The sequence below is a fragment of the Pseudomonas sp. Leaf127 genome (assembly GCF_001423155.1).
Lineage (GTDB): Bacteria > Pseudomonadota > Gammaproteobacteria > Pseudomonadales > Pseudomonadaceae > Aquipseudomonas > Aquipseudomonas ovata.
Window position 1 is genome coordinate 62,994 of the sequence record NZ_LMOA01000005.1, and the last position, 25,973, is coordinate 88,966.

At 62.4% G+C, this 25,973-nt stretch carries 28 protein-coding genes; 14 read left to right on the plus strand and 14 right to left on the minus strand.

All coding sequences use genetic code 11. The features are described from left to right. Position 1: 1 nt before the first annotated feature. Entirely contained in the window at positions 2–850 is an 849-nt protein-coding gene (locus ASF84_RS05765) for a hypothetical protein (RefSeq protein WP_056836178.1), read from the minus strand. A gap of 221 nt (positions 851–1,071) precedes the next feature. Between ASF84_RS05765 and ASF84_RS05770 the strand changes: the two genes are divergently transcribed. The 6 genes from ASF84_RS05770 to ASF84_RS05795 all read left to right on the plus strand — a co-directional run bounded on the left by ASF84_RS05770 (position 1,072) and on the right by ASF84_RS05795 (position 9,590). After that, positions 1,072–1,314, plus strand: coding sequence for an exodeoxyribonuclease VII small subunit (locus tag ASF84_RS05770; RefSeq protein WP_056836180.1), 243 nt, complete (start codon positions 1,072–1,074; stop codon positions 1,312–1,314). Next, on the plus strand, positions 1,311–2,198 hold the full coding sequence (locus tag ASF84_RS05775) for a polyprenyl synthetase family protein (protein WP_056836182.1): 888 nt from the start codon (positions 1,311–1,313) through the stop codon (positions 2,196–2,198). Before ASF84_RS05770 ends, ASF84_RS05775 begins: the two co-directional genes overlap by 4 nt. A 147-nt stretch (positions 2,199–2,345) precedes the next feature. Then, positions 2,346–4,247 carry a 1-deoxy-D-xylulose-5-phosphate synthase gene (dxs, locus tag ASF84_RS05780; protein ID WP_056836183.1) on the plus strand — a complete coding sequence of 634 codons (1,902 nt, stop codon included), beginning with the start codon at positions 2,346–2,348 and terminating at the stop codon, positions 4,245–4,247. Positions 4,248–4,619: 372 nt separating this feature from the next. After that, positions 4,620–8,006 (plus strand): T6SS effector BTH_I2691 family protein, encoded by a 3,387-nt coding sequence (locus tag ASF84_RS05785; RefSeq protein WP_056836185.1) that lies wholly within the window; start codon positions 4,620–4,622, stop codon positions 8,004–8,006. Between the two features lie 466 nt (positions 8,007–8,472). Continuing rightward, entirely contained in the window at positions 8,473–8,745 is a 273-nt protein-coding gene (locus ASF84_RS05790; protein ID WP_056836189.1) for a hypothetical protein, read from the plus strand. Between the two features lie 221 nt (positions 8,746–8,966). Continuing rightward, positions 8,967–9,590: a hypothetical protein gene (locus ASF84_RS05795; protein ID WP_056836191.1), complete on the plus strand. Its 624-nt coding sequence runs from the start codon at positions 8,967–8,969 to the stop codon at positions 9,588–9,590. A gap of 4 nt (positions 9,591–9,594) precedes the next feature. Here the strand turns inward: ASF84_RS05795 and ASF84_RS05800 are convergent, their stop codons facing one another. The 9 genes from ASF84_RS05800 to nrdR form a co-directional block, all read right to left on the minus strand. Beyond that, on the minus strand, positions 9,595–10,023 hold the full coding sequence (locus ASF84_RS05800) for a hypothetical protein (protein ID WP_056836193.1): 429 nt from the start codon (positions 10,021–10,023) through the stop codon (positions 9,595–9,597). Next, positions 10,020–10,637 (minus strand): GTP cyclohydrolase II, encoded by a 618-nt coding sequence (gene ribA / locus ASF84_RS05805; RefSeq protein WP_056836195.1) that lies wholly within the window; start codon positions 10,635–10,637, stop codon positions 10,020–10,022. Before ribA ends, ASF84_RS05800 begins: the two co-directional genes overlap by 4 nt. Before the next feature lie 188 nt (positions 10,638–10,825). Further along, a complete protein-coding gene (gene thiL / locus ASF84_RS05810) occupies positions 10,826–11,791 on the minus strand; it encodes a thiamine-phosphate kinase (RefSeq protein ID WP_056836197.1) in 966 nt (321 codons plus the stop codon). 68 nt (positions 11,792–11,859) lie between these two features. Then, positions 11,860–12,357 carry a transcription antitermination factor NusB gene (gene nusB, locus ASF84_RS05815; protein WP_056836199.1) on the minus strand — a complete coding sequence of 166 codons (498 nt, stop codon included), beginning with the start codon at positions 12,355–12,357 and terminating at the stop codon, positions 11,860–11,862. Beyond that, on the minus strand, positions 12,354–12,830 hold the full coding sequence (gene ribH / locus ASF84_RS05820) for a 6,7-dimethyl-8-ribityllumazine synthase (RefSeq protein ID WP_056836201.1): 477 nt from the start codon (positions 12,828–12,830) through the stop codon (positions 12,354–12,356). The genes nusB and ribH overlap by 4 nt, the downstream gene beginning before the upstream one ends. Positions 12,831–12,962: 132 nt before the next feature. After that, positions 12,963–14,054 carry a bifunctional 3,4-dihydroxy-2-butanone-4-phosphate synthase/GTP cyclohydrolase II gene (ribBA, locus tag ASF84_RS05825; RefSeq protein WP_056836203.1) on the minus strand — a complete coding sequence of 364 codons (1,092 nt, stop codon included), beginning with the start codon at positions 14,052–14,054 and terminating at the stop codon, positions 12,963–12,965. A 16-nt stretch (positions 14,055–14,070) separates the two neighbouring features. Then, positions 14,071–14,733 carry a riboflavin synthase gene (locus tag ASF84_RS05830; RefSeq protein WP_056836205.1) on the minus strand — a complete coding sequence of 221 codons (663 nt, stop codon included), beginning with the start codon at positions 14,731–14,733 and terminating at the stop codon, positions 14,071–14,073. A 56-nt stretch (positions 14,734–14,789) separates the two neighbouring features. Beyond that, complete coding sequence (ribD, locus tag ASF84_RS05835) at positions 14,790–15,926, minus strand: bifunctional diaminohydroxyphosphoribosylaminopyrimidine deaminase/5-amino-6-(5-phosphoribosylamino)uracil reductase RibD (RefSeq protein WP_056836207.1); 1,137 nt, start codon at positions 15,924–15,926, stop codon at positions 14,790–14,792. Continuing rightward, the gene (nrdR, locus tag ASF84_RS05840) at positions 15,923–16,387 is read right to left on the minus strand and encodes a transcriptional regulator NrdR (protein WP_056836321.1); all 465 of its coding nucleotides are present in this window, start codon (positions 16,385–16,387) and stop codon (positions 15,923–15,925) included. Before nrdR ends, ribD begins: the two co-directional genes overlap by 4 nt. A gap of 178 nt (positions 16,388–16,565) precedes the next feature. Between nrdR and ASF84_RS05845 the strand changes: the two genes are divergently transcribed. From ASF84_RS05845 to trxA, 3 genes are all read left to right on the plus strand, one after another. Continuing rightward, positions 16,566–17,018, plus strand: a complete 453-nt coding sequence (locus tag ASF84_RS05845) for a YbaY family lipoprotein (RefSeq protein ID WP_056836209.1) — start codon at positions 16,566–16,568, stop codon at positions 17,016–17,018. Then, a complete protein-coding gene (locus ASF84_RS05850; protein ID WP_056836210.1) occupies positions 17,015–17,671 on the plus strand; it encodes a class I SAM-dependent methyltransferase in 657 nt (218 codons plus the stop codon). Before ASF84_RS05845 ends, ASF84_RS05850 begins: the two co-directional genes overlap by 4 nt. A gap of 195 nt (positions 17,672–17,866) precedes the next feature. Continuing rightward, a complete protein-coding gene (trxA, locus tag ASF84_RS05855) occupies positions 17,867–18,742 on the plus strand; it encodes a thioredoxin (protein ID WP_056836212.1) in 876 nt (291 codons plus the stop codon). Here trxA and ASF84_RS05860 read toward each other — a convergent pair whose 3' ends face one another. Continuing rightward, positions 18,743–19,114: a hypothetical protein gene (locus ASF84_RS05860; RefSeq protein WP_056836214.1), complete on the minus strand. Its 372-nt coding sequence runs from the start codon at positions 19,112–19,114 to the stop codon at positions 18,743–18,745. 157 nt (positions 19,115–19,271) lie between these two features. Between ASF84_RS05860 and ASF84_RS05865 the strand changes: the two genes are divergently transcribed. The 5 genes from ASF84_RS05865 (at position 19,272) to ASF84_RS05885 (ending at position 23,250) form a co-directional block, all read left to right on the plus strand. Continuing rightward, a complete protein-coding gene (locus tag ASF84_RS05865) occupies positions 19,272–19,868 on the plus strand; it encodes a DUF2796 domain-containing protein (protein ID WP_056836216.1) in 597 nt (198 codons plus the stop codon). 73 nt (positions 19,869–19,941) lie between these two features. Next, positions 19,942–20,652, plus strand: coding sequence for an ABC transporter ATP-binding protein (locus tag ASF84_RS05870; protein WP_056836218.1), 711 nt, complete (start codon positions 19,942–19,944; stop codon positions 20,650–20,652). Position 20,653: 1 nt separating this feature from the next. Continuing rightward, positions 20,654–21,919, plus strand: coding sequence for an ABC transporter permease (locus tag ASF84_RS05875; RefSeq protein WP_056836220.1), 1,266 nt, complete (start codon positions 20,654–20,656; stop codon positions 21,917–21,919). Between the two features lie 11 nt (positions 21,920–21,930). Further along, positions 21,931–22,461, plus strand: coding sequence for a DUF3299 domain-containing protein (locus ASF84_RS05880; protein ID WP_109514267.1), 531 nt, complete (start codon positions 21,931–21,933; stop codon positions 22,459–22,461). Between the two features lie 102 nt (positions 22,462–22,563). Beyond that, entirely contained in the window at positions 22,564–23,250 is a 687-nt protein-coding gene (locus ASF84_RS05885) for an OmpW/AlkL family protein (protein WP_056836224.1), read from the plus strand. Between the two features lie 128 nt (positions 23,251–23,378). On the opposite strand, the gene ASF84_RS05890 is transcribed toward ASF84_RS05885, so the two are convergent. The 3 genes from ASF84_RS05890 to ASF84_RS05900 form a co-directional block, all read right to left on the minus strand. Continuing rightward, positions 23,379–23,876 (minus strand): hypothetical protein, encoded by a 498-nt coding sequence (locus ASF84_RS05890; RefSeq protein ID WP_056836226.1) that lies wholly within the window; start codon positions 23,874–23,876, stop codon positions 23,379–23,381. Between the two features lie 167 nt (positions 23,877–24,043). After that, on the minus strand, positions 24,044–24,973 hold the full coding sequence (locus ASF84_RS05895; protein WP_056836228.1) for an NAD-dependent epimerase/dehydratase family protein: 930 nt from the start codon (positions 24,971–24,973) through the stop codon (positions 24,044–24,046). Beyond that, complete coding sequence (locus ASF84_RS05900; RefSeq protein WP_056836230.1) at positions 24,966–25,850, minus strand: sugar nucleotide-binding protein; 885 nt, start codon at positions 25,848–25,850, stop codon at positions 24,966–24,968. Before ASF84_RS05900 ends, ASF84_RS05895 begins: the two co-directional genes overlap by 8 nt. Positions 25,851–25,973 lie beyond the last annotated feature (123 nt).

Here is a 25,973-nt window from a genome sequence, read left to right on the forward strand (position 1 = left end):
CCTACGGCTCGACGCGCCTGGACAGGTAGGCCAGGACACGCACCGAGTTCCACAGCGTTTGCCGGTATTGCTGCTCGAAGAATGCCTGCAGCTCGGCTTCGCTTTTACACCCCGGGTTGACCGGGCCGAGGGCGAAGGTACAAGTCCCGTACTCGCCCCAGCCCTTGGCCGCTTCGTCAGGGTCGCGCGCAGGCCAGGCCCAGTAGCGCTGCCATGCGTTTTCAGCCATTTCAGGGCCGGACGGTCTTTGGCCGATCGCCCGCAAGGTCGACTCGGCAGCCTCATTGAGCAGTGTGTGCAAATAGGCCGGGGCCGTTGCCGTTTCTGCTTTTAATTGCTGACATTCATCCAGGCTCAGGCTGAAGGCCGGCAGGCTTTCGCGGCGCTTGAAGCTGTCGAAAGGGTCCGCGCTGCCAGCGACATGAAAGACCGGCACCACATGGGCCGGCACGCTCATGTCCTGGATATAGTGCAGAACCCGGCCGGCCTGCTCATACACCTCGGTAATCGGCGGCCGCTTCTGCTGGAGCAACTGCTCCAGTGCTTCGACACGAAGGGCGAAGATCCGGTCAATGTTACGGTCGATGAACCAGAACGGCAGCAGCTTGCCGTCACGGTTGTAGAAGTGCCAATGGGTAAGCCGCTGCCAGGCCGTCAGCACACCGGTATCCTCGGCATCGGTGCCGGCGGCCAATGCTGCGCCGACCTCAGGTAGCAGGCTGGCGCAACCGGCCCAGGCGGCAACAGCCTGCCGGGTATAGGCACGGTGCAGCTCAGGGTCGAAAGCCCATGCAGCCTGGGCGCCCATGAGCAACAGCACTGACAGGCCCGACACGGGTAACAGGGTCATGCACTCGATCTCTTGAAATGGCTTGCGGATCAAACCACAGGTGCAACCCGACCTGCCAGCGCAGGCCTTGGCACGTGCGGAACATCACCACGGCCCAAGGGCCGCGTAAATCTTTCGCTGAGCCGCCCTCTGGGCAACATTCAAAGCAGCCAGTCGCCATTTGCCCCGATGGCGCGGCTCTGCTAGTGTCGCCCGGTTAAATCTCTACCGGAACCGCCCTCATGGCCCGCAAGAAAGCTGCACTGGATTTCGAACAGTCCCTCGCCGATCTGCAAACACTGGTAGAGCGCCTGGAAAACGGTGAACTGTCACTGGAAGACTCGCTGACCGCCTTCGAACAGGGCGTGCGCCTGACCCGCGACTGCCAGAGTGCCCTGGCCCAGGCCGAGCAAAAGGTCCAGGTGCTGCTCGAGCGCGACGGTGAACTGGCCGAAGTGCCTTTCGATGCGGATCAAGCCGAATGATTGCGACCTATCAGGCGTTGTGCCAGAAACGCGTCGACACGGCCCTTGAGCCGCTGTTCCAGGCCCCGGCTGCTGAACTCGACCGTGTGTACGCCGCCATGCGCTACAGCGTGATGAACGGCGGCAAGCGGGTTCGCCCGTTGCTGGCCTATGCCGCGTGCGAGGCCCTGGGCGGCGTGGCCGAGGACGCCAATGGCGCGGCCTGCGCGGTGGAGTTGATCCATGCCTACTCGCTGGTGCATGACGACCTGCCGGCCATGGATGACGACGATCTGCGCCGTGGCCAGCCCACCACCCACAAGGCCTTCGATGAAGCCTGCGCGATCCTGGCCGGTGACGGCCTGCAGAGCCTGGCATTTACCGCACTTACTGACTCACGCCTGAACACCCGTGATGCCGAAACCCGCCTGCAGATGGTCCAGACCCTGGCGCAGGCCGCAGGGCCCGCCGGCATGGTCGGTGGCCAGGCCATCGACCTGGGCTCGGTGGGCCTGAAGCTGGATCAGGCGGCGCTGGAAAACATGCACCGGCACAAGACCGGCGCGCTGATCGAAGCCAGCGTGCGCCTCGGCGCCCTGGCCAGCGGTCATGGCGATGCCGCGCGCCTCGATGCCTTGCAGGTCTACGCCCGCGCCGTCGGCCTGGCATTTCAGGTGCAGGACGATATTCTCGACGTCGAAAGTGATACAGCGACGCTGGGCAAACGCCAGGGCGCCGACATCGCCCGTGACAAGCCGACTTACCCGGCATTGCTGGGCCTGGACGCGGCCAAGGCGTATGCCTTGCAACTGCGCGACCAGGCGCTTGAAGCGCTGCAGCCCTTCGATACCGCCGCCGAGCCCTTGCGGCTGCTGGCGCGCTATATCGTCGAGCGGCGCAACTGAATCGCACCGCACGTCGCGCTGTGGCGAATCAATACAGATTTGCCACGTCCAACGTTTCAGCCCTGATCATCCACCTCGACGCACTTCATGGGCAGCCTGCAACGCATAGGGTAAACTGCCGCGTCCTCTACTATAACGATCCGCCTGATGCCCAAGACGTTCAAAGACATTCCCCGCGAGCGCCCCGTCACGTCGTTGCTCGATCGAGTCGATACACCGGACGCACTGCGCCGCCTGGGTGAAGCCGAGCTGGAAACCCTGGCCGATGAACTGCGCCTTGAACTGCTTTACAGCGTAGGCCAGACCGGCGGCCACTTTGGCGCAGGCCTTGGCGTCATCGAGCTGACCATCGCCCTGCATTATGTATTCGACACCCCTGACGACCGCCTGGTCTGGGACGTCGGCCATCAGGCCTATCCGCACAAGATCCTGACCGGGCGCCGCCTGCGCATGTCGACCCTGCGCCAGAAGGACGGCATTGCCGCCTTCCCGCGGCGCAGCGAGAGCGAGTACGACACCTTTGGCGTCGGCCACTCCAGCACCTCGATCAGCGCCGCGCTGGGCATGGCGCTGGCCGCCCGCCAGCAGGGCGTCGAGCGCAAGTCCATCGCTGTCATCGGTGACGGCGCGCTGACCGCCGGCATGGCATTCGAGGCGCTGAACCACGCGCCGGAAGTCAACGCCGACATGCTGGTGATTCTCAACGACAACGACATGTCGATCTCGCGCAATGTCGGTGGCCTGTCCAACTACCTGGCCAAGATCCTGTCCAGCCGCACCTACACCAGCATGCGCGAAGGCAGCAAGAAAGTGCTGTCGCGCCTGCCCGGTGCCTGGGAAATTGCCCGGCGCACCGAAGAGTATGCCAAGGGCATGCTGGTGCCCGGCACGCTGTTCGAGGAACTGGGCTGGAACTACATCGGCCCGATCGACGGCCACGACCTGCCGACCCTGATCGCCACCCTGCGCAACATGCGTGACCTCAAGGGTCCGCAGTTCCTGCACGTGGTGACCAAGAAGGGCAAGGGCTTTGCCCCGGCCGAAGTCGACCCCATCGGCTACCATGCGATCACCAAGCTCGACCCGCTCGACGCCCCCGCCGTAGCGCCCAAAAAGGCCTCTGGCCCCAAGTATTCCGGCGTGTTCGGCCAGTGGATCTGCGACATGGCAGAGCACGACCCACGCCTGGTCGGCATCACTCCGGCGATGAAAGAAGGCTCGGACCTGGTGGCGTTCAGCGAGCGCTTCCCGTCGCGCTACTTCGACGTGGCCATCGCCGAGCAACATGCGGTGACCCTGGCCGCCGGCATGGCCTGTGAAGGCAGCAAGCCGGTGGTGGCGATCTACTCGACCTTCCTGCAACGCGGCTATGACCAACTGGTGCATGACGTGGCGGTGCAGAACCTCGACGTGTTGTTCGCCATCGACCGCGCCGGCCTGGTCGGCGAAGACGGTCCGACCCACGCCGGCAGCTTCGACCTGTCGTACCTGCGCTGCATCCCCGGCATGCTGATCATGACGCCCAGCGACGAAAACGAACTGCGCAAGCTGCTCAGCACCGGCTACCTGCACACCGGTCCCGCCGCCGTGCGCTACCCGCGTGGCACCGGCCCGAATACCCCGATAGAAGCCAGCCTCGAGCCGGTAGAGATCGGCAAGGGTGTGGTCCGTCGTCGGGGCCAGGGCGTTGCTATCCTGGCCTTCGGCGTGCAACTGACCGAAGCCCTGCAGGTGGCAGAAAAACTCGATGCCACGGTCATCGACATGCGCTTCGTCAAGCCGCTGGACGAAGCCCTGGTGCACGAAGCCGCCGCCGGTCATGAGCTGCTGGTCACGCTTGAGGAAAACGCGATCATGGGCGGCGCCGGCTCGGCCGTCAGCGAATGCCTGGCCCGGGCCAATATCCTCAAGTCGGTCCTGCACCTGGGCCTGCCGGATGCCTATGTCGAACACGCCAAGCCGGCGCAGATGCTGGCCGAGTGCGGACTGGACGCCGCCGGTATCGAAACGGCCATCCGTGAGCGCCTGGCGCTGATCTGCAAGGCCTGAAGCAAGCCCTTACCGGTACGCTTGATGCACCAAAGCCCCGACTCGCAAGAGCCGGGGCTTTTTCGTCCAGGCGCGCAAACCATTGCTCACCGGGCGGTGGATAACGGTGTGGGCACCTTCCCCTGCCCCGCGCATCATGAAGCCTGCAGACGAATGCGCAACGGCTTGCACAGGCCTGGCAAGGTGTTGCGCGCTTTCATCTTTAAAATCGATCAAGAAACGATCAATCACTTTGTATTGAATACTTAACCATTTGATTTAAAGAGAAAATTAAACAAGGGCACGGTTCTTGTTATGTCCAGACTCAGTGTCTGGCGATGGCGTCTGCCTCCCGGGCTGTCGTGGCAGACATCATCACAAGGAGACCGCCCCATGGCCGATAAGCTCGGAACCCCTCGGCAGCACCGCGCCACTCTCTTCGACAAGACTCCCGCCACTGGCACCAGCCTGTGCCCGTTCAAGGGTCCGCACATCGCCATCGTCCCGGTGCGCTATGCCCTGGACCGCTCGCGCTACGACCCCTACCCCACGGTCTTCAAGCCGCTGCTCAAGTCAGGCAACTGGCCGCGCCTGCCGGCGCTGAAAAGCCGCCGCTATACGTTGCGCCAGCTCTACGACGGTTATGTCTATGTATTCGACGAAACCGCCGGGACATTGCACGAATACACCTACTCGGCCACCGATGCCGGCCTGCGACGTATTGTCTGGCGCGAGGCCCAGTTGGGTCAGGACACCCGCGTGGGCAGCGACACTGACGAGGCGCAGCTCTACCTGCTCTACCCGCGCAAGCACGTCCTGCACATTGCCTATTCGCCCCTGCAATGGACCTGGCGGACCTGCGAACACCTGCGCTCCCACGATGGCAGCCGGGCGGCACGCATGAAACGCCTGGACCTGGCGAGCTACTGCGTCACCATGAACGAGCCCGGCACCTTGCCACTGCGCAACATCGCCGAAGCCGTGGCCGACATCGATTATTACCAGGTCAATGAAGACCTGCGCTTCTATGACTCAGCCATTCCCAGCACCCAACCGCCTTTCAATCCGTCGTCGGGCAAGGCCGCTTGGGTCCCGCTGGGGGCTGATGTCTGCTGGCTGGGCAGCGTGCCGGACAAGGACAGCGCCCTGCTGATCGCCCTGGATGACCCGCTGGCCGTTCTCAATGACCTGGGCCTGCAACTGGCAGCCGATCAGGTGGCTTATCAGGACTGGCAGGGCACGCATGAGCATCGCTCACAGATGGCGACCCTTGTGACCCATCTGTGCGGCATGCCCGACCAGCCAGACACCGGCCTGCCGGACGCGGTACGCGGCGATCCGGTGAGGACGCACACGTACCTGCTGGAGCTGGAAGCGTATCTGGAGCAATACGAGCTTGAAGAACGCATCCTCGAAGAAAACGCCACCGCCGCGCCGGAAATCCACTTTGTGTCACGCGCCAGGAGCGAGGCCCTGCGTGAGGCGCTTTTCAAGCGCTATGGCGTCACCCCGCCGGCCCGAGACATCGAGTCATGGCTGCAGCGCAGCAAGTGGCGCCGTGAAGTGAACCTTGAAGGCGCACGCACCCACCTGAGGCAACAGCAACCCGCCCAACAGCGCCTGCTGCAACAGATCAAGGACACGCTGGCCGACTTCGAACGCTGGGCCGTGCACATCGGCAATGACCCTGAAGCGCTGTTTGTCGACATCGCCAATACCGACTCCCTGCACTACCTGATGACGACGCTGGAAAACCTGCTGGCCCTCTACCCTCAGGACCTGCATGGCAGCGACTGGCTGCAAGAACAGGAAGACACCAACAGCAGCTTGTTCGGCACCGCGCGCTACGGTTTTTCGCCAGGCCTGAAAGAAGCCCTGCACACCCAGGCCAACAAGCTGCTCAACGGCCTCAATGACATGACCAACCTGGCCACGCGCGCGGGCGAGCTGAACGCCGTGCTCAACCATCCCGGCTTTGCCGATGCACCGTGGATGAAAGCGCTGAAGCAACCGGTGCAGGACGGCTTCAAGGCCCTGCGAGCCTTGGTCAGCGGGGCTGGCAAGCAGGCCGCCGAAGGTCTGGTCATGGCGTTTGCTGCGGCGGACAGCCGCCTGGCCACCGGCAAGCAACAGAGCCTGGTGGCGCTGATACGTAATCTCCTGATTAACCTGGTCATCACTAACTCGCCGGGAAAACCCGAAATCGACGCGAATATCGGCCACAAGGTCCAGCAATGGAAAAGTACATTGGCCTCTCTGGAGCGACAGCTTACGCAACTGAAACGTCAATGGGCCTATCCGGAGCGTCCCTACGTCCGGCGCAGCCGCATGCAGGCCCTGCGCACCATGAACGCACGCCTGCGCGCCCATGAAGCCAGCCGGCCAGCGTTGCTGGACTACCAGAACAATCAATATGCCCGCCTGCTGCAGGAAGACATTCGTGCCTTCATACAATCGGGCAAACACACGCTCAAGGACTGGCAAAAACACATGCAGGCCTGGAGCAAACACCTGGGCGTTCATGGCGCCAGCATCAGCTGGGGCGTGATCATCCTCAACTTCATCAACACCGCCTTCATATGGCGGGACCTGAGCCGCGATGGAACCCTGACGCAAAAGGACCTGGCCAAGGTGGCGTACAGCCTGGCGTGGAGCCTCAACCTGTTGACGGCGTTGTATCTGGAATCGCCGTGGTCGGTGGTGAGGGGCGCGAAGCCGGTGGTAATTGGCGGAAAGAATATATCCATACTGGATCATTCAGCGGCTTATTGGAGAGCTCGGGGAAATCCGGTGTGGGCTGAAGCCGTCAGCGGTTTTAGAACAAGGCTGTTAGGAACGGGGATATTTGCGATAGCAGCTGCTGGATTGGAGCTATGGGATCTTCGGGATGATCAAAAACGGGCTCAAACGGAAGAAGAAAAACTATTCATTGGTATGAAAATGTTTTCTGTAGCTGCCATGGGCTTTGGTGGGGGTTTATATATAAGGGCAATTTTTAACGCCCGCTTTGCGGCGATGGTGATGGGACCTTGGTTTGCCGTCACTATGATGATCATAGGCGGCGCCTATCTTTTTATGACAGTACTCATTAATTACTTAAAGCAGGACACCATCGGCTCATGGCTGAGAAAGTGCTGCTGGTCCCACACGCCTAAGTACCGCTACCCCGACACACTGGAGGGCCAGATTGAAGAAAAGCGCGCCTTCATGGAAATAGAGCTGAGCCCTGAGGTGCTGGTCAAGAGTACCGAGCACTATTACGACATGAACATTGGCAAAGGCGATTCCATCCCCGTCGCTGAAAAGAACGGTGCCTGGGTACAAATCCGTTTCCCTAATGCCTTGCGTGATCAAGTCATAGGCTTCGATGCGATTATCAGCAAGAGGGCTTACGGCCTGCTGGGCGCAGAAAAAATGGCGTTCCCGATCAAGGAAAGTTTTCTTGACAAAGGCACTTATAGAAACCCGGCAAAATGGGGAGACATCAATAATCAAAGGCCACCGTCGGAATACATCATCCCCTTCGGAGCAACCCTGGACAAGGATGACGGTGTCATCTGGCAAACCTGGATACCCGTCGAGCCGGATGCCGATTTTCTGGAGCTGCAGATCTGGTACCCCGATAACATCCTGAAAGCCGCGCCGCAGGACATTGGTTACCTTTATCAAATTGCGCTGAATCGTAAGGGCAGTCGTGCAATCAATGGTGCCGAGAACACTGAACTGCAAGTCAGGAACGAGACCCGTGAGGGCGCGTGGGAGATCTACCTGATTTCATGATTGACAATGAAGTCTTTCAAGACAGCCTCTCAGCCCGAGCGGGCCGGGAGAGCGTCTTGGCAACAGCATTGCCGACACCATCAAAAGTTTCAGATGGATGAGATGATGAGCACTAATAACTCAACGGCAGAACAGATTACCGACAAAGAAGCCTCAACACTGATGACATGGTCAATCAAGGCAATCGATCAATCGCCTAGCGACAGAAGATTTCTCGCCCTGTTTTCTTTTGGTGCACCTGGCGCTTTCCTGGCCTACATACTCTGGCTGACTGATCTCAGCACCGTCGAGAGCTATGGATTTCCGATTTCAATCACCGTCAGTATGCTTTTAGCCTCCTTCGGAATTCTGGCCATGGTCCGCCAGAAAACCCTCTTCAACTACCGGGTTTACCCTGACCACATAGAAAGCGACGACTGCCTCTATTACCCCGACTACACCGAAGACCTGTTCAAGGGCATCGTCGGTGTTCATTCTGGTGGGCACCGGCGGGGCCTTGATGTCGTGGCAACGCCCCGACCCCAGGCATCATCCAGGCCTGCCTTGGGACGAGTTCAACTTCGTCACAGTGGACCGCAAGTACCGCATCATCGTCCACCATTGCACTGACGTGACGCCAGGCTTTGAAGTCCGCTTTCCCGACAACGACCTGTTCGAACAGTACCTGGCTTTTTTGCGTACGGTGCTCAAGCCAACCGTGACATATACCGAGAAGGTCTGGCCGGGGAGCTACCAGTAGAACCTCAAGCCACTGGCAATTTTAGTTGGAGCATGCGGAGTTATAGAAAAAATGAACCAACAGCCTCACGCCAGAATATCGCCCCCCTTACAAGACCGCACGAACTTGTGATGACCGCAGTCAAATCACGAACTTAGAGAATAAAGAATTGCAAATCAGGACGACACTGAAACCCACCTGAACCAGCGAAGCCAAAAACAGCATATAAAAGAAATACACAAATGATATCTGAAACGTCAACCAACAAAAAAGCCCAGCACGAAAAACATAAAACTCTAATGAACTGGTCACTGAAAGCACTCGACCAATCACCTAAAGAAAAAACAATAAACATTGGTGTTTGCCTGACAGGACCAGCGCTGAATATTGTTTTTGTCCTCTGGGCATTCTATACCGGTGATGAAGATGACCAAGCGTTGGGGCTATGGCTTATCCCCGGCATGCTGCTACTGTCATGGGCTTTTATTGCCATGATTCTTCAAAAAACCCTCTTCAACTACCGGGTTTACCCTGACCACATAGAAAGCGACGACTGCCTCTATTACCCCGACTACACCGAAGACCTGTTCAAGGGCATCGTTCTGGTGGGCACCGGAGGGGCCTTGATGTCGTGGCAACGTCCCGAGCCCAGGCATCATCCAGGCCTGCCCTGGGACGAGTTTCACTTCGTCACGGTGGACCGCAAGTACCGCATCATCGTCCATCACTGCACGGATGTACCGCAGGGCTTTGATGTCCGCTTTCCTGATGATGATCTGCTGGAGCAGTATCTGGCTTTTTTACATACCGTCCTGCGGCCTACGGTGAAGTACACCGAGAGGGTCTGGCAGGGCAATTATGAATAACCCTTCAAGCCACCGGCGGCACCGGCACCAATGGCGGGATACGGTACAGCAGCAACAGTCCCAGGCTGGCCAGCGCCAGCAGCACCACCGGCACGGCGTGCAGGCTGAACAGCACGCCGACGGCGGCGAACCAGGCCGGCAGGCTGGCGGCCAGGAAGGCGGTGCGGCGTACGGCGGCGAGCCTGAGCCAGGCGGCGGGTTCGTCGGAGGTGTCGAGGGCAGCGCGGGTCAGGTCGAGTGCCCGCTTGTAGGCGCCGTACAGCTTGAAGCTGATCAACAGCGAGCCGACACCGGCTATAAAGAGCAACAGCGCCAGGATGCCGGGCTCCGAGACGGTGAAGAACACGCAGGCCAGCAGCAACGGCGCCAGGGTCAGGCCCAGTTGCCGCCACCAGGCCAGCTCCAGGCGCTGGTAGACCTGGCCGCGCGTCACGCCGGGTCGACCTCGCTCTGGTGTTCGTTGCCCATCATGTGCCCCAGCTTGCCGGCCTTGGTGGCCAGGTACAGCTTGTTGTGCGGGTTATGGCCAGTGTGCAGCGGCACACGCTCGGCCACCTTGATGCCCATGTCGGTCAGGGCCTTGACCTTGCGCGGGTTATTGGTCATCAGCCGCAGCGACCCGACGCCCAGGTGCTGGAGCATCGGCAGGCAGATGGCGTATTCGCGCTGGTCGGCGGCAAAGCCCAGGCGCTCGTTGGCTTCGACCGTGTCGGCCCCGCCATCTTGCAGTTCATAGGCGCGGATCTTGTTCATCAGGCCGATGCCGCGCCCTTCCTGGCGCAGGTACAGCAGCACGCCACGGCCTTCGCTGGCGATGGCTCGCAGGGCCGCTTCCAGTTGGGAGCCACAGTCGCAACGCTGGCTGAACAAGGCGTCGCCGGTCAGGCATTCGGAATGCACGCGCCCCAGCACCGGCGCACCGTCGGCGATGTCGCCCAGGCTCAGGACAACGTGCTCGCGCCCGGTGGCCGACTCAAGAAAGCCATGCATGGTGAATTGCGCGAAAGGCGTGGGCAGCTTGGAAGCGGCGACAAAAACGACGGGCACCGTGTGCTCCTAAATGTGAGAACTGGCAAGGGCCGCATTGTAACAGCAGGTACTAAGCGACGCTTATGCCGAATATTCGTACGTTAAGATCGAAACGCTAGATCAGATCGACGATCCACACCAGCCCTTGCCATGACAACCAGGCCTGCACAGGCCCGGCGACCCGGTTGATGGGCCGGGGTTGTCATTCACTCAGACGCTCGAAAATGTTGGTAGCCGCGCACCGCCGGGGTGATGTCCCGGCCATCGGCATCGATCAGGGCCACACCCTCGCCTGCCACGACCCGGCCAATGATCTGCACCGCCCCACCTTCGGCCTGCAAAGCCTGCAGGTGTTCAGCCGGCAGGGTGAAGGCCAGCACGTAGTCGTCGCCGCCGCTGAGGGCCGCCTCGTACGCGGCATCCGCGCCCAGCAAGCCAAGCACGGCGGTCGACAGCGGCACCTGCTCGCGCTCGACCAGCAGGCGCACACCGGAAGCCTTGGCGATATGCCCACAGTCGGCCAGCAGGCCGTCGGAGATGTCCAGCGCCGCCGTGGCCTTGCCGCGCAGCGCCTGGCCCAGGGCCAGTTGCGGCTGCGGCGACCAGTAGCGCGCCAGCAGCGGCAAGGCCAGCGCCGGCTCCGCCGTACGCTCGCCCAGTACCAGCGGCAAGGCGCCAGCGGCGTCGCCCAGCGCGCCCCCCACACACAACAGATCGCCCACTTGGGCACCGCTGCGGGTCAGGGCCAGGCCTGTCGGCACGGCACCGAATACGGTCAGGGTCAGGCTCAGGGGGCCGCGGGTGGTGTCGCCGCCAATCAACCGCAGGTCACAGCCTTCAGCCATGCGGTTCAGGCCCTGGGCAAAGGCTTGCAGCCAGTCGGCATTGAAATCGGCAACGGTCAGGGCCAGGGTGAAACCGATCGGGCGAGCGCCCATCGCGGCCAGGTCGCTGGCCGATACGCCCAAGGCGCGCTGGCCGAGCAGGAAAGGATCGCAGACCGCCGGAAAATGCACGCCGGCCACCAGCGTGTCGGTGGACACCGCCAGCTGCTCGCCCGGCGCCAGGCTCAGCAGCGCGCAGTCATCACCAATGCCCAGCACCACTGAATCGCCGGCCCGCGCACAGGGCGCGGCGGCGAAGTAATGACGGATCAGTTCGAACTCACCCATGGGCACCTTTAAAAACTACCTGCGTTGTCATCGCTGCGTTAAAGCACCCATAGCGCTACAGGCGCTGATCAGCGCTTGTAAGCCTGCACTTCAGCCGCGCGCAGGCTCGGCGCCAGCTTGTCCAGCACACCGTTGACGAACTTGTGGCCATCGGTGGAGCCGTAGACCTTGGCCAGTTCGATGCCTTCGTTGATCACCACGCGATAGGGCACGTCGATGCGCTTGAGCAGCTCGAAGGTCGACAGGCGCAGCACGGCCAGCTCGACCGGGTCGAGTTCATCGATGGTCAGGTCCAGGCAAGGCTTGAGCACGGCGTCGATTTCGGTCTTGTTGGTCGCCACGCCGTGCAACAGCTCACGGAAATAGCCACCGTCGACGTTGCTGAAATCGTTGTCGACGCGAAATTGCGCTTCGATTTCGTTCAGCGAGTGACCCGCCATCTGCCACTGGTACAGGGCCTGGGTTGCCATCTGCCGGGCTTCGCGACGCTTGGCGCTCTTGCTTTTGGCGGCATCGGGCGACTTGGGTTCGCGCGGGTTGAACTGATCGGTGTCGTCGAAAATCACTTGGCCTCCAACTGCGACAGCAGGCTGACCATTTCCAGCGCCGAGAGGGCCGCTTCAGCGCCCTTGTTGCCGGCCTTGGTGCCGGAGCGCTCGATGGCCTGTTCGATGGTGTCGACGGTCAGCACGCCGAAGGCGACAGGCAGGCCGAATTCCATCGAGACCTGGGACAGGCCCTTGACGCATTCGCCAGCCACGTATTCGAAGTGCGGTGTACCGCCACGGATAACGGCGCCCAGGGCCACGATGGCCGCGAACTCACCGCGCTGGGCAACTTTCTGCACCACCAGCGGGATTTCGAAGGCACCCGGGGCACGGATGATGGTGATGTCGCTTTCGCTGACGCCGTGGCGAACCAGCGCATCGACGGCACCGCTCACCAGGCTTTCCACGACAAAGCTGTTGAAGCGGCCCACAACCAAGGCGTAGCGGCCTTTCGGGGCGATGAAGGTACCTTCGATGGTCTTCAGGGTCATTCGGCTGGGTCTCGTATTAAAGAGCAAGCCCGCCCAGATGGCGGACTTTGAAAAAGGTTACGTCAGAAATGGCCAATGACCGACGCAAACCCTGCAAAAACCGAAGCTTTTACCGGGTCCGCACGGCGGTTGTCATTCAGAAGGGACGTATTCTACAACTTCCAGATCGAAACCGGATATTGCATTGAACTTCATTGGCGAACTCATCAGGCGCATCTTGCGCACGCCCAGGTCACGCAGGATCTGGGAGCCGGCGCCCACGGTGCTGTAGGTGCTCGGCATTTTGATCGTCTGCTGGCCGGTGGCTTCACGAATGTGCGCCAGCAGCACGTCGCCATCGAGCGGGTGACCGAGCAGCAACACCACGCCGCTGCCGGCCTCGGCCACCGCCGTCATGGCGGCGCGCAGGCTCCAGCGGCCGGGCTGTTTGACCAGCATCAGGTCACGCAGCGGGTCCATGTTGTGCACCCGCACCAGGGTCGCTTCTTCGGCGCAGATCTTGCCCAGGGTCAGCGCCAGGTGGACGTCGCCTTCGACCGAGTCACGGTAGGTGACCAGGTTGAAATGACCCAGCTCGCTGTCCAGCGGCTGCTCGGAAATCCGCTGAACGGTACGTTCGTGGGTCATCCGGTAATGGATCAGGTCGGCGATGGTGCCGATCTTGATGTTGTGTTCCAGCGCGAAGGTTTCAAGCTCGGCGCGACGCGACATGGTGCCGTCGTCGTTCATCACCTCGCAGATCACCCCACTGGGCTCGAAACCGGCCATGCGCGCCAGGTCACAGGCCGCTTCGGTGTGCCCGGCACGCGCCAGGGTGCCGCCGGCCTGGGCCATCAGCGGGAAGATATGGCCAGGGCTGACGATGTCTTCGGCCTTGGCGTCCCGGGCAGCAGCGGCCTGTACGGTGCGGGCACGGTCGGCAGCGGAGATGCCGGTGGTCACGCCCTCGGCGGCCTCGATCGACACCGTGAACTTGGTGCCGAAGCCGGAGCCGTTGCGCGGCGCCATCAGCGGCAGCTTGAGCAGTTCGCAGCGCTCGCGGGTCATGGGCATGCAGATCAGGCCGCGCGCGTAGCGGGCCATGAAGTTGATGTGCTCGGCCTTGACGCATTCGGCGGCCATGATCAGGTCGCCTTCGTTCTCGCGGTCTTCGTCATCCATGAGGATGACCATCTTGCCCTGACGAATGTCTTCGATCAGTTCTTCAATCGTGTTGAGCGCCACGCGGCACCCCCTTAATTCAGGACTTCAGGTAGCCGTTGGCGGCCAGAAAGCTTTCAGTGATGCCGCCATGGCCAGGCTCTGCGGCCTTGTCGCCCAGCAGCAGGCGTTCCAGGTAGCGGGCCAGCAGGTCGACTTCCAGATTGACCTTACGGCCCGGGCGGTAGTCGGCCATGATGGTTTCGGTCAGCGTGTGCGGCACGATGGTCAGTTCGAACTCGGCGCCGTGCACGGCGTTGACCGTCAGGCTGGTGCCGTCGACGGTAATCGAGCCCTTGTGGGCAATGTACTTGGCCAGCTCTTTGGGCGCACGTACACGGAACTGGATGGCGCGGGCATTTTCTTCGCGCGAGACGATTTCGCCCACGCCGTCGACATGGCCGCTGACCAGGTGCCCGCCCAGGCGCGAACTTGGCGTCAGGGCTTTTTCCAGGTTGACCCGGCTACCGGTCTTGAGATCGACGAACGCGGTGACGGTCAGGGTCTCACGGCTGACATCGGCCCAGAAGCCGTCGCCGGGCAACTCGACGGCGGTCAGGCACACGCCATTGACGGCGATGCTGTCGCCCAGCTTGACGTCGCCCAGGTCGAGCTTGCCGGTTTCGACGTAGACGCGAACGTCACCGCCCTTGGGGGTCAGGGCACGGATGCTGCCGATGGATTCAATGATGCCGGTAAACATGGAGGTCCTCCGCAAAACGGGCTGCACGCCGAGGGGCGTCCGGGCAAGGCCGGAAATTATACGCTGCGTCTCGGCGCCGGGTGAGCGATGACGCGCCAGTCATTGCCGACGGCGCGTATGTCAGTGATGTTCAGTTCCAGCGCTTCGCTCATCTGCACCAGCGGCAGGTCGAGCAGGGGCCGGGCCGAGGAGCCGAGGAACTTGCCGGCGATGAAGATCTGGAACTCGTCGACCAGCCCGAGGCGGGCAAAGGCACCGGCCAGTCGCGAGCCGGCCTCGACCAGCACCTCGTTGGCACCGCGCGCGCCCAGCTCGACCAGCAGGCCTTGCAGGTCGACATGCCCGCCGCTGCCCGGCAGGTTCAACAGTTCATGGCCTTGCTCGCGGTACTCGGGTACGGACGCTTCGGTCGCGCAGGCCGCGACCAGCGCCGGGCCGGCCGCAAAGAAGCTGGCGGTCAGGGGCACGCGCAGGCGGCCATCGATCAACACTCGCAGGGGCGGACGGGCCACTGCCAGGGCCGTGACGTCGGGCGCCAGGCCCAGTTCATCGGGACGCACGGTCAGGCGGGCATTATCGATCAATACCGTGTCGGCGCCGGTCAGCACCACGCTCGACTGCGCGCGCAGGCGCTGCACGGCGGCGCGAGCGTCGGGGCCGGTGATCCACTGGCTTTCGCCGCTGGCCATGGCAGTACGCCCGTCCAGGCTCATCGCCAGTTTGACCCGCACGTACGGCAGACCGGTCTCCATGCGTTTGATGAAACCCAGGTTGAGCGCCCGCGCTTCGTTTTCCAGCACACCGCTGTGCACGGCGATGCCTGCATCTTGTAGCCGTCGCAGGCCACGGCCGGCCACTTGCGGATTGGGGTCCTGCATCGCCGCGACCACACGGCCGACGGCGGCATTGACCAGTGCATCGGCGCACGGTGGAGTACGGCCATGGTGGCTGCACGGTTCAAGCGTCACATAAGCGGTGGCGCCACGGGCCCGTTCGCCGGCTTCACGCAGGGCATGCACTTCGGCATGCGGCTCGCCGGCACGCACGTGCCAGCCCTCGCCGACCACCTGGCCATCGCGAACGATGACGCAGCCGACCCGCGGGTTGGGATGAGTCGAATACAGCCCCCGGCGCGCCAGCTCCAGCGCGCGCGCCATGTAATGGGCGTCGAGAACGGCCTGTTCGGGGGTCATTCCTTGCTCGGCTCACGAGCCAGCCGCTCGATTTCTTCGCGAAATTCGTTGAGGTCCTGGAAGCGCCGGTACACCGAGGCGAAACGAATGTAGGCGACCTCATCGAGCTTTTGCAGCTCGGCCATGACCAGCTCACCGACCACCAGCGACTTGACCTCGCGCTCACCGGTCGCGCGCAGCTTGTGCTTGATGTGCGCCAGCGCCGCTTCCAGGCGCTCGACGCTCACCGGGCGCTTTTCCAGGGCCCGCTGCATGCCGGCGCGCAGTTTGTCTTCGTCGAAGGGCTGGCGCCGGCCGTCCTGCTTGATCAGGCGGGGCAGGACCAGTTCGGCGGTCTCGAAGGTGGTGAAACGCTCGCCGCAGGCCAGGCATTCGCGGCGGCGGCGGACCTGCTCGCCTTCGGCAACCAGGCGCGAATCGATGACCTTGGTGTCATTGGCGGCGCAGAACGGACAATGCATGGTGGCAAGCCACTGGATAAAGAGGAGCGACATGGTAGCGCATCCCGCTGGCAAGACAAGCCATCGACAGATGCATCAAGGGATGGACACGCAGGCACGGCAATATGAAACTGCCGCTATTGATCCCACTGCCTGCCAGAGCGGTTGCCCGTTCCCTTATCGTTTCGCCGGAGCCTTCATGACCCCCACACGTATTTTGCTGCTCGGTTTTGCCGTCCTGCTGGCGGCCTGCAGCAGCAACGATGCCCCACAACAAACGGCGGCACGCCCGGCAACCGTGCCGGTTATAAAGACCCCGGAAGGCCCAGGCCCCTTGCAGGCCTACCAGCGTGAGCTCAGCGGCCAACTACTCGGCGTACCGGCGGGTGCCGAGGTCGAGCTGGCCATGCTGGTCATCGACGAGCGTGGCCGCCCGCAAAAACTGCTGACCAACACCCAGCTCAAGGGCAACGGCCAGTCCCTGCCCTTCCAGTTACGCTTCAACCCCGAGGCCTTTCCGGCCGGCGCCCGCGTCGAACTGCGCGGGCGCGCCAGCCAGTCGGGGCAGTTGATCCTGCATCTGCCGTCGCTGCGCATCGACCAGCCGGCCACCCAGGCGTTGGGGCCGTTGCAGTTCGTCAAGGCGCCGTGAAGCCGCTGCAGGCGGCGCTGAGTGCGTTGCTCGGCGACGCGCAACTGGTGGCCACACCGTTGCCGGGCACCGACCTGCGCCTGTGGCTGATTGATGCCGATAACATGAACCGTGCGTTCAGCCCTGAAGAAACCCGGCGCATCCTCGACGAGCCGCCCTACTGGAGCTTCTGCTGGGCCAGCGGCCTGGCCCTGGCGCGCTTTCTGGCGGCACATCGCGAATGGGTAGCCGGCAAGCGGGTGCTGGATTTTGGCGCGGGCTCCGGGGTGGCGGCGATTGCAGCGGCCAGGGCCGGGGCTCTGGAAGTGGTCGCCTGCGACCTGGATCCGCTGGCGCTGGCGGCCTGCCGCGCCAATGCCGCGCTTAACGGTGTGGAACTGGGCTATTCGGCGGACTTTTTTGCCGAGGCCAATCGCTTCGACCTGATCCTGGTGGCGGACGTGCTGTACGACCGCGCCAACCTGCCACTGCTCGATCAGTTCTTGAGCCGTGGCCGCGAAGCACTGGTGGCCGACTCGCGGGTGCGCGACTTTCAGCATCCGGCCTATCAACGGCTGGCCAGCCTGCAGGCCCTGACCTTGCCGGACCTGGCCGAGCCACACGAGTTTCGGCAGGTGAGCCTGTATCACGCGCGTCGTACTACAAGAGCCTGATATCAATCAGCCAAGCCAGTTTTTGCAAGCATTCAGGCCGGCGCTGAATGCTTGATCTGCAGCCCTGACTGATCGGCTTCAGCCGGGAACACAGATCGCCGCCCGGCCGGCTTTGCCCGCCAGGGCGGCGTGCTGCTTCCGGCAAGGCCTTGTGACCTTTATAGTTGGCGGCATTACGATTTCGCGAGGCGCGCAATGAACCAGGACACTTCCTACATCTACGACGTCACCGTCGCCACCTTCGATCAGCAGGTGATCGAGAAGTCTTTCGAACAACCGGTGCTGGTCGATTTCTGGGCCGAGTGGTGTGCGCCGTGCAAGGTGCTGATGCCGTTGCTGGCGCAGATCGCCGAGAGCTACCAGGGCAATCTGATTCTGGCCAAGGTCAACTGCGACACCGAGCAGGATATTGTCGGCCGCTTCGGCATCCGCAGCTTGCCGACCGTGGTGCTGTTCAAGGATGGCCAGCCGGTGGACGGTTTTGCCGGCGCGCAGCCGGAGTCGGAAATCCGCAAGTTGCTGGAGCCGCATGTGGCCCTGCCGGCGCCGGTCAGCGCCGACCCGTTCAAGCAGGCCCAGGCCCTGTTTGCCGAAAGCCGCTTCGCCGAGGCCGAGGCGCAGCTCAAGGCGCTGCTGGCTGAAGACAACACCCATGCGCTGGCTTTGATCCTGTATGCACGTTGCCTGGCTGAACGCGGCGAACTGGACGAAGCGCGTACCGTGCTCGACGCCGTCAAGAGCGAAGACGCTCACAAGGCCGAACTGGCCGGCGCCAAGGCTCAGTTGACCTTTCTGGCCCAAGCCAGGCAACTGCCCGAAAGCGCCGAGCTCAAGAGCCGCCTGGCGCAGAACCCGCAGGATGATGAAGCCGCCTATCAGCTGGCGATCCAGCAACTGTCCCGCCAACAGTACGAAGCGGCACTGGAAGGCCTGCTCAAGCTGTTCATGCGTAACCGCAGCTACAGCGAAGGCCTGCCGCACAAGACGCTGTTGCAGGTGTTTGAGCTGCTGGGCAACGACCACCCGCTGGTCACCACTTACCGGCGCAAGCTGTTTGCCGCGTTGTACTGATTACGGACAATCACCGACCCAGCGGTACAGCGGCGCATCTGCGCCGCTTTCGACTTTGACATTGGTGCTGTGACGCAGGCGCACCAACAGACGCTTGCCAGCGGCAGCGCTGCCGGTCAAGGCTTCCAGTTGCGCCAGCAGGTCGGGGCCGTTCAGAGCACCAGCGTGTTGCAGCCGTTGCTGCGCGTCCTGCCAGAGTCGATCATCCTGGGTCGCCGGGCTGCGCGGCGCTTCAGGTGCTGCGGGCGTAGCGGGCGTGCTCGCCTTGAGTCCGCCCCCCAGATGCGCACCCAATTGCGCCCAGTCGCTGTCATCCAGCTCAAGGGTCAGATCAACCGGCCACTGACCAATGCTTCCACGAATCCGTACCATACCCTGCCCCTTTGACAATCAGACGCCTATGCTCCCACATCTTTCCCAGGCGTGCTGATGGCTGGCGTTTGGCAAGCGTTCAGAAAAAAGCCGGCACCTCGCCAAACTATTGTTATAAGATCACATTACATCCAAGTCGCCCCACCCGGAGTCCCTTATGCGCCGTCTGTTGCTCGCCCTGCCGTTTGCCCTGCTGCCCCTGACCTTTGCTCAGGCCGCGCCTGAGCACGATCACGACCATGATCACGAGCACGGCAGCCTGGGTGCGCATGAGCACGGCATCGGGCGCCTGGACGTGGTGCTGGAAGGCAAGACCCTGGAATTGCAATTCGACAGCCCGGCCATGAACATCGTCGGCTTCGAGCACGCCCCGGCCAGCGACGCAGACAAGGCCGCCGTGGCCAAGGCCCGTGAGCTGTTGCTCAAGCCCAATGCCCTGTTCAGCATTGCCGAGGCGGCTCAATGCTCGGCACAGTCGGTCAAGCTGGAAAGCCCGCTGTTCGGCGACAAGGACGATGATCATGACCATGACGAACCCGCCAAGGCCGGCGAGCCTGCACACGAGCACGAACACAGCGAGATCCACGGCAAATACATTTTTACCTGCGATGCGCCGGCCATTCTGAAAAAGCTCGACCTGAGCCAGGTGTTCAAGACCTTCCCGGCCACCAAGAAACTGCAAGTGCAGCTGATTTCGCCGGGCGGCCAGTCCGGCGCCGAAGTAATTGCCGCCAACCCGAGCGTCAAGTTCTGACGCGGTTGATGGGTCCTGCGACCGGGCCTGCCCGGTCGTTTCGTTTTATCTTCATCCGAGTACGAGTCGGGCCATGAGCCAAGCATTGATCGAGCTGTCGGACCTGAGCTTCAACTGGCCGGGCCAGCCACCCCTGCTGGAGATTCCGGCCTTTCGCCTGGAGGCGGGTGAAACACTGTTTCTCAAAGGCCCCAGCGGCAGTGGCAAGACCACCCTGTTGGGCCTGCTGGGCGGCGTGCAGACCGCTGGCAGCGGCAGCATCCGCCTGCTGGGCCAGGAATTGAAAGGCTTGTCGGCCAGCGCCCGGGATCGCTTCCGCGTCGATCACACCGGCTATATCTTCCAGCAGTTCAACCTGCTGCCCTTCCTGTCGGTGCGTGAGAACGTCGAGCTGCCGTGTCATTTTTCCAGGGTCCGTGCCGCGCGTGCCCGGGATCGCCATGGCTCGGTGGACAACGCCGCCGTCGCCCTGCTTGATCACCTGGGTCTGAAAGATCCGGCCCTGCTGGCGCGTCGCGCCGATTCGCTGTCCATCGGCCAGCAGCAGCGGGTCGCGGCCGCCCGGGCCCTGATCGGCCAGCCGGAACTGGTGATTGCCGACGAGCCGACCTCGGCACTGGACGCTGATGCACGCGAAGCGTTCCTGCACTTGCTGTTCAGCGAATGCCGCGACGCCGGGGCGAGCCTGCTGTTCGTCAGCCATGACCAGAGCCTGGCGCCGTTGTTCGACCGCAACCTGTCGCTGGCCGAGCTCAATCGCGCCACCGTCGTCGTGGAGAATTGAGATGTATCTGTTTCGTCTGGCGCTTGCCAGCCTGGCCAACCGCCGCTTCACCGCGTTCCTGACCGCCTTTGCCATCGCCTTGTCGGTGTGCCTGCTGTTGGCGGTGGAGCGGGTGCGCACCGAGGCGCGCACCAGTTTCGCCAGCACGGTCAGCGGCACCGACCTGATCGTCGGCGCACGCTCAGGCTCGGTCAATCTGCTGCTGTATTCGGTGTTTCGCATCGGCAATGCCACCAACAATATTCGCTGGGAGAGCTTCGAGCACTTCGCCCAGCATCGCCAGGTGAAGTGGGCCATTCCCATTTCACTGGGGGATTCGCATCGTGGCTACCGGGTGATGGGCACCAACGAGAGCTACTTCGAGCACTACCGTTATGGGCGCCAGCAGCCGCTGGAACTGGCCCAGGGCCGACCGTTCCAGAGCGACCCGTTCGAGGTCGTGCTCGGTGCCGAAGTGGCCGAGGCACTGCATTACAAGCTCGGTGACAAGCTGGTGCTGGCCCATGGCGTGGCGGCGATCAGCCTGGTCAAGCATGACGACAAGCCGTTCACGGTGGTGGGTATCTTCAAGCGCACCGGCACCCCGGTGGACCGCACGCTGCACATCAGCCTCGGCGGCATGGAGGCGATCCACATCGACTGGCACAACGGGGCACCCGCCCGTGGCAACGAGCGCGTCTCTGCCGATCAGGCCCGCAACATGGACCTGACACCCACGGCCATCACTGCCGTCATGCTGGGCCTGAACAGCAAGATCTCGACCTTTGCCCTGCAGCGCGAGATCAACGAGTACCGGGGCGAGCCGCTGCTGGCGATTCTGCCGGGGGTGGCACTGCAGGAGCTGTGGAGCCTGATGGGTACTGCCGAGAAAGCGTTGTTCGTGATCTCGCTGTTCGTGGTGCTGACCGGCCTGATCGGTATGTTGACTGCGATCCTCACCAGCCTGAATGAACGACGCCGGGAAATGGCCATTCTACGTTCGGTGGGGGCCCGCCCCTGGCATGTCGCCAGCCTGTTGATCCTGGAAGCTTTCGCCCTGGCCCTGATCGGCGTACTGGCCGGGGTGGCGCTGCTGTACCTGGGCATCGCGCTGGCGCAAGGCTACGTACAGTCGGAATACGGCCTGTACCTGCCGCTTTCCTGGCCGAGCCAATATGAATGGACGCTGCTTGCTGGCATTCTTGGCGCTGCGCTGGTGATGGGGGTGATCCCTGCCTGGCGTGCCTATCGGCAGTCCCTGGCCGATGGGCTGTCGATTCGCTTATGAGGACGTTGACCATGCGGCGCCTGCTTTCCCTGCTGCCTGCCCTGCTGCTGTGCCTGCCCTTGTCGTCCTGGGCCGCCGAGCCGCGCGTGCTGACCTGGGCCGAAATGATTCCGCCGGATGCACCGGTGGTGGCGCCGGTGACCCAGCCGCTGCATGACATGTCCAAGCTGTCCGATGCCCTGGCCATGGAGGCCGCGCCCGCCGCCAGCCAGGTGGCGCCCGATGCGCCGGTGGTCAAGGCGCTGGACGGCAAGCAGGTGCGCCTGCCGGGATACATCGTGCCGCTGGAGGTCAGCGAGGAAGGCCGGGTGACCGAATTCCTGCTGGTGCCATACTTCGGCGCCTGCATCCATGTTCCGCCACCGCCGGCCAACCAGATCGTGCATGTCACCAGCGAGTTGGGGGTCAAGGTCGAAGAGCTGTACCAGCCGTACTGGATCGAGGGGCCGATGCAGGCCAGGCACTCGACCAGCGAGCTGGCCGAAGCCGGTTACCAGATGGTCGCCGACAAGATCTTTGTTTATGAGTTGTCGGATTCCTGACCGGTTGCAGGCTTCATTACGATTTCATTGAGCTGCGTCAAAGCCGCGTCCCAGACGCGTGCTTACCATGACACCAGACTTTTTAAACGCTCTGGAGCCTCAATGAACACCTCCTTGCTGCGCGCCTCGCTGTGCGCACTCGCCCTCGCTGTCCCTGCCGCTGCACAGGCCTACCAACCGGGTGATTTCATCGTCCGCGCCGGCGTCGCTCACGTTGATCCGCATGAAGACAGCAGCGAACTGAGCCTGGATGGCAGCAAGGTTTCGGGCACCAAGGCCTCGCTTGACGGTGAAAACCAGTTGGGCCTGACCTTCGCCTACATGCTGACCGACCATGTGGGCCTTGAGCTGCTGGCCGCCACGCCGTTCAGCCACACTGTTTCGGTCAGCGGCCTGGGTGCCGGCCTGGATGGCAAGCTGGCGGACATCAAGCAATTGCCACCGACCCTGTCGTTGCAGTATTACCCGATGGCGCCCTCCTCGGCCTTGCAGCCGTATGTCGGCGTGGGCATCAACTACACGAAATTCTTCGACACCGACCTGACCGGCAACCGCAAGGACCAGGGCTTCAACAACCTCAAGCTCAAGGACTCGGTGGGCCTGGCCGGGCAGATCGGCGTGGATTACCTGCTGACCGATAACTTTTTGCTCAACGCCTCGGTCTGGTACGTGGACATCGACACCAAGGCCACGGTTGACGGGCCTTCGGCGCTGAGCATCGGCAAGACCAAGGTCGATGTGGATATCGACCCGTGGGTGTACATGGTAGGCGTGGGTTACAAGTTCTGAGTCAATACAGGGCACTTCTAAAAACTACCTGCGTGTCATTGCCGCGTTTTTAGAAGCACCCGACAGGCCGTTGCAAATGCCCTGCACACGCTTTTGGGTCGTGCGGGGCATCTGGTTTCAGCCCGCACTCAAGCCGATGCGGTGTCACCGGCCGTCTCACTGGCAAGCGCAAAACCAAACGTATCGGGCGCTGTTGCAGTGACCACCAAAGGCTCCTCGCAATAATGGCCACAGGACATTTTGATGCGCCAGGCCTTTAGCAGGTACTCCTCGGCACCCAGGGCAGGATCGGCACCTTTCTGGCCGATCCAGGCGCCAATGGTGATCAGGAAGAAACCCAGGGTCATGAGCGGGCCAGGGAAGAGCTGGATCAGTTGAATGAAGGTCAGACCGCCTGGCCCGACCTGAATCGTCGAGGGTCCGCCAAGACCTACAAGCCCTACCAACGCCAGCAGAACGCCAATGATTTGCAGAAGGGTGCCCAGGTTCTTGCTGGACTGTTCATCTTCCCTGGCCGTTTCCAGATAGGCCGTGTAATGCTCGGTAAAACATGTAACTTCATGTTCACACGGCAATGCGGCAAGCAACACATCGCCATGATAGCCGCGTATATATTTATCTGACATGAGCGTATCCCTTTTGATAAGGGGCGGAAATATCAGAGTATTTAAATGCACTTTCAAGCCGCTATCAGCTTTAAAGAAAAGTCCTACATAAGATTCTCAAAAAGAGCACAACACTGCTTTCTTGCGGATTACGCCCATAAAGAAATTGCAGTATTCAATCCCTGCACTCAGCGACCCAGCAGTCTGGCCAGGCCTTCGCCCAGAGGTGTCGGCGTGTCCACTGCGAAGCGCTCCAGCAGGCGCTGGTTATTGGCTCGGGAGTGGCGAATATCGCCCTGGCGTGGCGCCTGGTAGGACACTGGCGGCAGCTTGCCGACTACGCCTTCAAGCGCGGCCAGCAACTGGTTGAGCGAAGTGGTGCGGTTCAGGCCGACATTGATCGCGCCTTGTTGCGGGGCCGGTTGCTCCAGGGCCTGGAGCAGCAGCTTGACCAGATCGGCGATGTAGAAAAAGTCGCGGGTCTGCTCGCCATCGCCAAACACCGTGATCGGCAGGCCTTGGCTGGCGTATTGCGCAAAGATGCTGATGACGCCGGAATACGGCGAGGACGGGTCCTGGCGCGGGCCGAAGATATTGAAGAACCGGAACACCACCGGCTCCAGGCCGTGCTCGCGCCGATAAAAGTCCAGGTACTGCTCACTGGCCAGCTTGTCGACGGCATACGGGGTCAGCGGTGCCTTGGTCGTGTCTTCACTGATCGGTTCACCTTCGCCGTTGTTGCCATACACCGCCGCACTGGACGCGAACAGCACGCGCTTGATGCCGGCCTGGCGCATGGCCTCGCAGACATTCAGGGTGCCGACGAAGTTGCTCTGGTGAGTGGACACCGGATCGTCCACCGACGCCTGCACCGAGGCGACTGCGGCAAGGTGCACCACGGCCTGACAGCCCTGGGCGACACGCGCCAGCAAGGCGGCATCGGCCACATTGCCTTCGATCAGTTCCAGGCGCGGATTGTCCAGCGCCAGGTTACTGCGCTTGCCGGTGGACAGGTCGTCGACAATGCGCACCGCATGCCCCTTGTCCAGCAACGCATCGGCCAGGTGCGAGCCGATGAAGCCGGCACCGCCTGTGATGAGAATGGGCGCATCAGACATGTCGATAATACCGGTCGAGCAGAACAGGCAACCCGGCGCGCCAGGCACGGGGTTTGATGCCAAAGGTGTGAAGGATTTTCTTGCAGGCCAGCACGGCGTGCTGGGGCTCTTCGTTGGCGTCGGCTTGCGCGGCATGGGCCTGCGGGGTCGGCGACTCGATGGCCAGCGCGTGCAGCAGTCGCGCTTCGGTCAGTACGGCCTGGCCCAGCGCCAGCGGCGTGGTGGCCTCGTGACCGGCATAGTGATAAGTACCCCACAGTGGCGCTTCACAGTCCAGTTGCTTGAGCACCGAGAGCAGCACCCGCGCGGCATCGTCGACCGGTGTCGGGTTACCGCGCCGGTCATCGGCCAGCAACAGTTCCTGCGGCGTTTCGGCGCGCTTGAGGAAACGCCCCAGCACCCCGTCGCTGCTGTCGTCGAGCAGCCAGCCGAAGCGCACCAGCACATGCTGCGGGCAGGCCGCACGCACGCTCTGTTCGATGCGCCACAACGCCTGGCCACGCAGGCCCAGCGGCACCGGTTCGTCCTTTTCGCTGTAGGCCGTGGCCCGCGAGCCGTCAAAGACCCGGTAGCTGGACGGCTGCAGCAGCATGATGTTGTGGTGCTGGCACAGTTCGGCCAGGCGCTCGACCGAGCGTTCCTGGGCGTTCAGGCGTGTTTCGCTCACGGTCCCGGCCTGGAACCAGTCGAAGTAATAGGCCAGGTTGATCAAGGCATCGGGGCGGGTGTCGTCGAGCAGTTGCGTGAGGCTGGCAGCGTCCCAGCCCTCTTGCGGCGGACGCGGTGCAAGGAAGCCAATGTCTTCCTCGGCACCCAGACGTATCAGCGCCTGCCCGAGGGCATTCCCGCCGCCCAACAGCATAAGGCGCATTCGCATAAAGTCAGCAGGCTCGGTATCGAATTCATCAGGTCATTGGAATAGAAACGTCTGCAAACATATCACGTTGCCCGGCCAGGCCCAACAGTTGCAAGGTGCCTGCGCCCGACAAGCCGGGCACAG